Annotated in this window: 1 protein-coding gene; it reads left to right on the top strand. The window is 65.4% G+C overall.

The window, feature by feature from the left end:
• Positions 1–456 precede the first annotated feature (456 nt).
• Positions 457–1,005, top strand: a complete 549-nt coding sequence (locus D8M34_RS17960; RefSeq protein ID WP_161973094.1) for a methyltransferase family protein — start codon at positions 457–459, stop codon at positions 1,003–1,005.
• Positions 1,006–1,156: the final 151 nt, after the last annotated feature.

Here is a 1,156-nt window from a genome sequence, read left to right on the forward strand (position 1 = left end):
GAAGTAGCTCATCAACGCATACGAGGCCTGGTAGAGGTCCTTGCCGCGGCGGGTGAACTCCTGGGAGGCGATGACCAGGATGTCATCGGTGCCCATCGGATCAGATCTATCGGACACACCCGGCATGCTACGCCGAACCTGACCAGGGGGTGTCTCTGACTTGTTGGGATGGGTCCAGGCCGTTGGGTCTGCAGCCCATAGCGTGCCGAGGGCGACGGTCGGCTGGCTCGGGGTCGCTGACGGCGGGCGGGGTGGCGAGGGGTCAGTTCACCGTGCCGTCGACAGCCTGTAGCGGTTGGTCTGGCTGGTAGGTGCTCGTGGGCCAACCGGGTGCAGCTTCACTGGAGCATTCGGCGGCGGGGTGTCCTTCGAATGTCGGCTGGTGATGTTGCGCTGGGGTGAGGACAGTGGCGGGGTATGTCGTCACGCTGTGATATGTCGATGGTGTCGCCGGGCATGCTGATCGTGCAGTTGTCGACGGGGTTCCAGATCTCTCAGGCGCTGTCCGTGGTCGTCGATACCGGGGTTGCCACCTGCTTGGAGCAGGAAGGCCCCACCACGGTGGGTGATCTTGCGGAGCGGACGGGTACTCGGCCGGATCGGTTGGCTCGTCTGTTGCGGACGTTGGTTCCGGTGGGAGTGCTCACTCTCGATGAGGCCGGTCGGTTCGGGGTTACCGAGGCGGGGGCGTTGTTGTCGGAGACTCATCCGGCTTCGCAGGCCCGGCTGGTGCGGATGTGGACACAGATCAACTACCTGCCATTCTCCGGGCTCGGTCACAGCGTGCGGACCGATACCCCTTGTGGGGAGCGGTATCTCGGTGCGCCGTTTTGGGAGTGGCTTCACCGGCATCCTGACCGGGCGCAGCTGTTCAGCCAGGCCATGGCCGATATCACCCGAGGTCTGCGGGCGGGCATGTTCGAGGAGTATCGGCTCCCGCCCGGGCGTGTGGTTGCTGATCTCGGTGGTGCGGATGGCAGCCTGCTGGTCGAGCTGCTCACCTGAGCTTCCCCCGGTTTGCCGTAGTGTGGGTTACCTGTCGGCGCCGCGCTGGGCGCGACGATAGTCGTCTTCGTACTCGTCGGGTGCGAGCCCTCCGAGGCGGGCCTGGATCCGGCGCGGGTTGTACCAGCCGTCGAGGTAGCGGATCAGCGCA

Origin of the sequence: Microbacterium sp. HSID17254 (assembly GCF_003989315.1) — a bacterium.
Lineage (GTDB): Bacteria > Actinomycetota > Actinomycetes > Actinomycetales > Microbacteriaceae > Microbacterium.